At 68.7% G+C, this 6162-nt stretch carries 7 protein-coding genes; 2 read left to right on the top strand and 5 right to left on the bottom strand.

Features of this window, described 5'->3' with window-relative positions:
* The 5 genes from HC022_RS17130 to HC022_RS17150 all read right to left on the bottom strand — a co-directional run.
* The coding region (locus tag HC022_RS17130; protein ID WP_175583626.1) for a peptidogalycan biosysnthesis protein at nt 1-428 on the bottom strand (428 nt) is incomplete at its 3' end.
* A 46-nt stretch (nt 429-474) separates the two neighbouring features.
* A complete protein-coding gene (locus HC022_RS17135; RefSeq protein ID WP_167453237.1) occupies nt 475-1230 on the bottom strand; it encodes a glycerophosphodiester phosphodiesterase family protein in 756 nt (251 codons plus the stop codon).
* 9 nt (nt 1231-1239) lie between these two features.
* Nucleotides 1240-1701 carry a RidA family protein gene (locus HC022_RS17140; protein ID WP_167453238.1) on the bottom strand — a complete coding sequence of 154 codons (462 nt, stop codon included), beginning with the start codon at nt 1699-1701 and terminating at the stop codon, nt 1240-1242.
* Between the two features lie 74 nt (nt 1702-1775).
* Nucleotides 1776-3083, bottom strand: coding sequence for an HlyD family type I secretion periplasmic adaptor subunit (locus HC022_RS17145; protein ID WP_008887213.1), 1308 nt, complete (start codon nt 3081-3083; stop codon nt 1776-1778).
* Nucleotides 3080-4732: a type I secretion system permease/ATPase gene (locus HC022_RS17150; protein ID WP_368484685.1), complete on the bottom strand. Its 1653-nt coding sequence runs from the start codon at nt 4730-4732 to the stop codon at nt 3080-3082. The genes HC022_RS17145 and HC022_RS17150 overlap by 4 nt, the downstream gene beginning before the upstream one ends.
* A 242-nt stretch (nt 4733-4974) precedes the next feature.
* On the opposite strand from HC022_RS17150, the gene HC022_RS17155 reads away from it, so the two are divergent.
* Complete coding sequence (locus HC022_RS17155) at nt 4975-5754, top strand: VacJ family lipoprotein (RefSeq protein ID WP_008887085.1); 780 nt, start codon at nt 4975-4977, stop codon at nt 5752-5754.
* A partial coding sequence (locus tag HC022_RS17160; protein ID WP_167453239.1) for a phospholipid-binding protein MlaC occupies nt 5754-6162 on the top strand: 409 nt, incomplete at its 3' end. The genes HC022_RS17155 and HC022_RS17160, both read left to right, overlap by 1 nt.

Below are 6162 nucleotides of genomic sequence, written 5' to 3' on the forward strand. Positions count from 1 at the left end.
AGCGCCGAGATGCCGGTCGCCTCGTGCCCGGGCTTGGTGAGGAAGCGCCGCCCGGTGGCCGGGGTGAAGGGCACGGCGATCTGCAGCTTGGGATAGTACGAGCCGCCCGCCTGCTCGTAGGCATGGGCCCAGGAGTGGTCGAAGATGTACTCGCCCTGGCTGTGGCCCTTGGCATAGAGCGGCGCCACCGCGATGATCTCGTCGTCGAGCTCGGCGGTCAGGTAGCGCGGCTCCCAGCCGGTGCCGCGCCCGACCGAGCCGCTGGCCTCGAGCGCATGCAGGAAGCGCCAGGTGGTGAAGGGATCGTCCGGGCGCCCGCCGTCCGCGGTTTCGGGGCATGCGCAGGCATCCCAGTCGGCCTGCGCGATCTGGTCTAGCGATGATAGGACGTTGACGGCGATGGAGGCGCCGGGGGTCTGATCGGTCATGAGTGCCTTCCCTGCCTGCCTTTATCTGGCCTGCGCGGAAGCGTGTTCAAGCCGTGTATCCCTCGAACGTGATGTTGCCGGCCACCTTGCGCGCCTCTGCCTCCTCGGCGGGCGACCGGATCGTCCAGCAGAGCACCGGGACGCCGGCGGCCTGCAGCTCGGAGACGCGCGGGCTGCCGAGATCGCGCCAGTGGTGGCTGATGAAGCTCGATCCGGTGCGGTCGAAATCGGGGATCCCGCGCAGGCGCTCGCGGGTGGCGGGCGGCAGCGTCGGGTAGTCGTCGGCGGTGTAACCGCAGGTGGTGAGCCCGCGCGGCAGGTCGGGCGCCAGACGCGCCAGGGCGGCGACCGAATGCGGGTTGAAGGACATCAGCGCCACCGGCCCGTCGTAGCCTGACAGCAGCTCAGCGGCGCGGCGTTCCAGCGACCCCACGTCCGGACCCATGCCGCCGTCCTGGTCCTTGACCTCGATCAGCAGCGGCACCCGGCCCGCGACCAGCGTCAGCACCTCGGCCAGCGTCGGGATCCCCGCCGCGCCGTAGCGCAGCGGGATGGCCCCCAGCTCGGCGGCGCTGCGGGCGCGCACCGGCCCCTCGACGGCGGTGAGCCGCGCGAGGTCATAGTCGTGAAAGACCATCGCCTCCCCGTCCGAGGAGAGTTGCAGGTCGATCTCGATGCCGTAGCCCGCCTCGACCGCGGCGCGGATCGCCTCGACCGAGTTCTCGGGCCGGCCCTGCGACGTGTCGTGCAGGGCGCGGTGGGCGATGGGTCGGTCGAGGAAGGCCGGGGGCAGCTCAGGCATGGGTCGGGCTCAGGCCAGTTCGAAGATCGCTTCGATCTCGACCGCGACGCCCTGCGGCAGCGCACCCGCCGAGACCGCCGAGCGCGCGTGCCGGCCGGCATCGCCCAGCACCGCGACCAGCAGGTCGGAGGCGCCGTTCACGACCTTGGGCTGGTCGGTGAAATCGGGGGTCGAGTTGACGAAGGCGGTCAGCTTCACCACGCGCTTCAGCTTCGAGAAGTCGCCGCCGCAGGCCGCCTTGGCCTGGGCCAGCAGGCCGAGCGCGCAGGTGGCGGCGGCCTTGGCACCGGCCTCGACATCGAGCTCGGCGCCGAGCTTGCCGGTGATGAAGCCGTCGGCATTCTGGCTGATCTGGCCGGAGACGAAGACGAGGTTGCCGCTGATCACGTAGGGCACGTAGTTGGCGGCGGGCGCAGGCGCGTCGGGCAGCGTCAGGCCAAGCTCTGAAAGGCGGGCGTCGATATCGGTCATGGAATCCTCCGGCTGAGTTCGGCGCGACGCTAGCCCCGCCGGAGGAAAATGGAAATAGCCCGGGACCGCGGCCGTCAGGTTTCGCGGAAGGCGCGGGCGAAATAGTCGGTGAAGGGCTTCAGCAGGTAGGCAAGCGCGGTGCGCTCGCCGGTGCGCAGGAAGGCCTCGACCGGCATGCCGGGGATCAGCTGCGTGCCCTCGGGCAGCTTGGCGATCTCGCTGTCGTCCATCACCACCTCGGCGCGGTAGTAGCTGACCGAGGTGTTCTCGTCGACGAAGGCATCGGCCGAGACCCGCGTCACCCGCCCGAAGAGTTCGGGCGTCATGCGCTGGTCGAGCGAGGCAAAGCGCAGCGTCACGTCCTGGTCGAGGTGGACCTGATCGATGTGGATCGGCTCGATCTGCACCGAGATCACCAGCGGGCGGTCCTGCGGCACGAGGTAGAGCACCGGCTCGGCCGAACGGATCACAGCGCGCGGGGCGAAGACCGTGAGCCCGTAGACGATGCCACCCACCGGCGCGGTGATCTCCATCCGCTTGAGCTGCTCGCCAAGCGCCAGCCGCTGTTCGGCCAGCTCGCGCGAGCGGAACTGCATGTCGCGCAGGGTGGTGATCGCCTCTTCGCGTCGGGTCGTGTCGAGCTTCAGCACCTCGATCTCGATCTCGGTGATCTGGCCCTCGGCCTGCGCCTTCGAGGCGACGAGTTCGCCGCGTTCACCGGCCAGACGTGCCGCCTCGCGCTGCAGGGCCAGCACCCGGCTGGCCTGCGCCAGCCCGCGGTCGAGCAGCGACTGCTGGTCGGCCAGCTCGCGCTGGATCAGGTCGAACTGGTCGCTCAGCGCCGAGACCTGCGCCTCGATGCCCTCGATCTGGTTGGCGATCTGGTCGCTGCGCTTGTTGAGCTGCTCGATCTCGCGGGCGACGGAGTCGCGGCGGGCGAAGAACAGGTTGCGCTGGCCCGACATCATCTCTTCAACCTGGTCGTTCTTTTCGGCCATCTCGAGCAGCTCGTCGGCGAAGACGATCTCATCCTTGCCGTCGCGCTCGGCCTCGAGCCGGGCCCGGCGGGCAAGGAGGTCGGCGTACTGATCGTCGACGATCTTGAGCTCGGAGCGTTTCAGCGTCGGGTCGAGCCGGATCAGCACGTCGCCGGTTTCGACCACGTCGCCCTCTTCAACGAGGATCTCCGAGACCACGCCGCCGTCAGGGTGCTGCACCACCTGCCGGTTCTGGTCGACCTGGATCTGGCCTCCGGCGACGATGGCACCGCTGATCTCGGTGGTGGCGGCCCATGTGCCGAAGCCCACGACCAGCAGAAGCAGCGCGAAAAGCCCCAGCATCATCGGGCCGCGCAGCGGGAAATCCTTGCGGGGTTCGCTCATCGCACACCTCCCGGCCCGGCGTTGCGGGCGATCTGTTCGTGGTTCTTGACCATGTTGCGCAGCACGTCGTCCTTGGGCCCGAAGGCCGCGCGAGCGCCGTTCTCGAGCATCAGCAGCATGTCGCACTCGCGGATGGCGGCGGGGCGGTGGGCCATGATGATGACCGACTTGCCCTGCTCCTTCATCCGCCGGATGGCCTCGTTCACCGCTTCCGAGCCCTCGTTGTCGAGGTTCGAGTTGGGCTCGTCGAGCACGAGGATCACAGGGTCGCCATACATGGCCCGTGCAAGGCCGATGCGCTGCATCTGCCCGCCCGAGAGCCGCCCGCCGGTGGCGGTGACCCGCGTGTCGTAACCGTTGGGCAGCTTGAGGATCATGTCATGGGCGTCGGCCTTGCGCGCGGCCTCGACGATCTTCTCGGGGTCGGGCGCCTGCGCCAGCCGGGCGATGTTCTCGGCGATGGTGCCATCGAACAGCGTGACCCGCTGCGGCAGGTAGCCGATGTGCTTGCCAAGATCCTGCCCGTATTGCTCGAGCGAGGCACCGGCGAGGCGGATCTTGCCGCCCGCGGGGCGCCAGACGCCGGTGATGGCGCGGGCCAGCGTCGACTTGCCGGCGCCGGAGGAGCCGATCACGCCCAGCGCCTGACCGGGCGCGAGCGAGAAGCTGACCATGCGCAGCGCCGCCTGATGCTCGCCCGGCGGCACCACGGTGACCTGGTTGGCCTCGAGCCGGGCCTCGGGCACCGGCAGCGACAGGCGCTGTTCCTCGGGCGGCACTTCGGAAAGCAGCTGCACGAGGCTGTCCCAGCCCTTGCGGGCGCGGGTCACCATCGGCCACTGGCCGATCGCCAGCTCGACCGGCGCCAGCGCGCGGCCCATGAGGATCGAGCCCGCGATCATCGCACCGGCGGTCAGCTCGCCCTGCAGCACGAGATAGGCGCCGAGGCCCAGCATCGCAGACTGCAGGAACAGGCGGAAGGTCTTGGTGGTGACGGTGAAGGTGCCGACGATGTCCGAGGTGCCGATCTGGCCCTTGAGCGACTCCGACCGGGCGCGGTTCCAGCGGGCAAAGGCCGCCTCGCGCATACCCAGCGACTGCACCATCTCGGCCTCGTTGCGGATCTGCTCCGAGGTGTGCTCGGCGCGCAGCGTCGCGCGGTTCGAGTTCAGGGTCGGGTTGCGGCTCAGCATCTGGTTCAGCACGGTGACGCAGATCAGCACCGCACCGCCCGCCAGTGCGAGATAGCCCAGCCACGGGTGGAAGACGAAGATCCCGGCGATGAAGAGCGGCGTCCAGGGGATGTCGAACATCGCCGTCAGCACCGGCGAGGACATCAGCCGCTGCACCGACTCGAGATCCTTGAGCCCGGTCGCGGCAAGCTCGTCGGGCTGCACCGCCGAACGGCGCATCACCGCGTCGAAGACCCGCAGGTCCATGCGCGACTGGAAGCGCGCGGCGACCCGCGCCATCACCCGGCCACGGGCGTAGTCGAGCAGGCCCATCATGCCGTAGAGGAAGACCACCAGCACCGACAGCGCCAGCAGCGTCGCCTCGGAACGCGAGCCAAGGACGCGGTCGTAGATCTGCAGCATGTAGAGCGGACCCGTCAGCATCAGCAGGTTCACGAAGCCTCTTAAGACCGCCACGAACTAGTAGTAGCGCCGGCTCTGGCGACGCGCGGCCACCAGTTCGTCGCGTCCGGTCTCTTTCGAGCTCTTCGCCATGCGCGTGCCCATCCCTCTCTCCGCCCTCTGCGATGGTCGCAGGAAATCGCTTAACAATTGTTCTGTCGCCAATGTGTCACAGACGCATGCAATGCCCCGTGGTTGCTTGGTCACGGCCCCGTCTGCGAGTATGAACCCTTCTATCTCAAGATCAGGATTTTCCAATGCCGTTTACAAGGGGGGAATACCCGACCCCACTGCTCCGGAGCTGCGCGGTTCTCGTCCTCGCACTGGGGCTTTCGGCCTGTGCCGTGCCGGGCCCGGGCGAGGCGCCGGACGGCATCTACGACCCCAACGAGGGCGCCAACCGGCAGGCCCACGCCTTCAACAAGCGCCTCGACAGCGCGCTGTCGGGTGGCGACGGTCCCGGGGTCCTGTCCAAGGTGCCCGCGCCCGTCAGCGCCGGCATCGACAACATGTCCGACACCATCCGCCTGCCCCGCACCGTTGTGAATCAGGTACTTCAGGCGCGCCTCGGCCGCGCCGCCCGGAACACGCTGCGCTTCGGGGTGAACGCGACGGTGGGCGTGGTCGGGCTTTTCGACGTGGCCTCACACCTCGGCATGCCCGAGGACAAGAGCGACTTCGGCGAGACGCTCTACGTCTGGGGCCTGCCCGAGGGCGCCTACATGGAGCTGCCGGTTCTCGGCCCCGCGACCGAGCGCGACGCGGTCGGCATGGCGGTCGATGTCTTCACGAACCCGCTCTACTACGTGCTGAGCTGGCCCGAGATCACCGCCGCCCTCGGGGTGCGCGTGGCCGACAAGGCGCTGACCCGGGCCGAGTACGGCGATTCGGTCGACGCCCTGCTCTACGGCAGCGCCGACAGCTACGCCCAGCTGCGCACGATCTACCTGCAAAACCGCCGTTTCGAACTGGGTGATGAAACATCCGGCGGCGAGGACTATATCGACCCCGAGGCACTGGACACGGAGGGTTTCTGATGGTGCAGCACGTTCTAACACGCCGCGGCGCGCTGGTGGGCGCAATGGCGGTCGGGCTCGCAGCGGGCCTGCCCGGCGCGGCGCTGGCAGTCACGGCGGCACAGGCCGAGGGCCTCGTCGACAAGCTCGTGGCCGACATCAACCAGGTCATCGCCTCGGGCAAGTCCGAGGCCGCGATGATCCGCGACTTCGAGCGCATCTTCCAGACCTACGGCGACATGCCCTACATCGCGGCCTATGCGCTCGGCTCCGACGCCCGCACTGCCACGGCGGCGCAGAAGAAGGCGTTCTCGTCGGCGTTCTCTGGCTACATCTCGCGCAAGTACGGCAAGCAGTTCCGCAAGTTCATCGGCGGCCGCATCGAGGTGCAGGGCACGCAGAAGGTGAAGAACGCGTACCAGGTCGCGA

The organism is Salipiger sp. HF18 (assembly GCF_011806505.1).
Classification (GTDB): Bacteria; Pseudomonadota; Alphaproteobacteria; order Rhodobacterales; family Rhodobacteraceae; genus Salipiger; species Salipiger thiooxidans.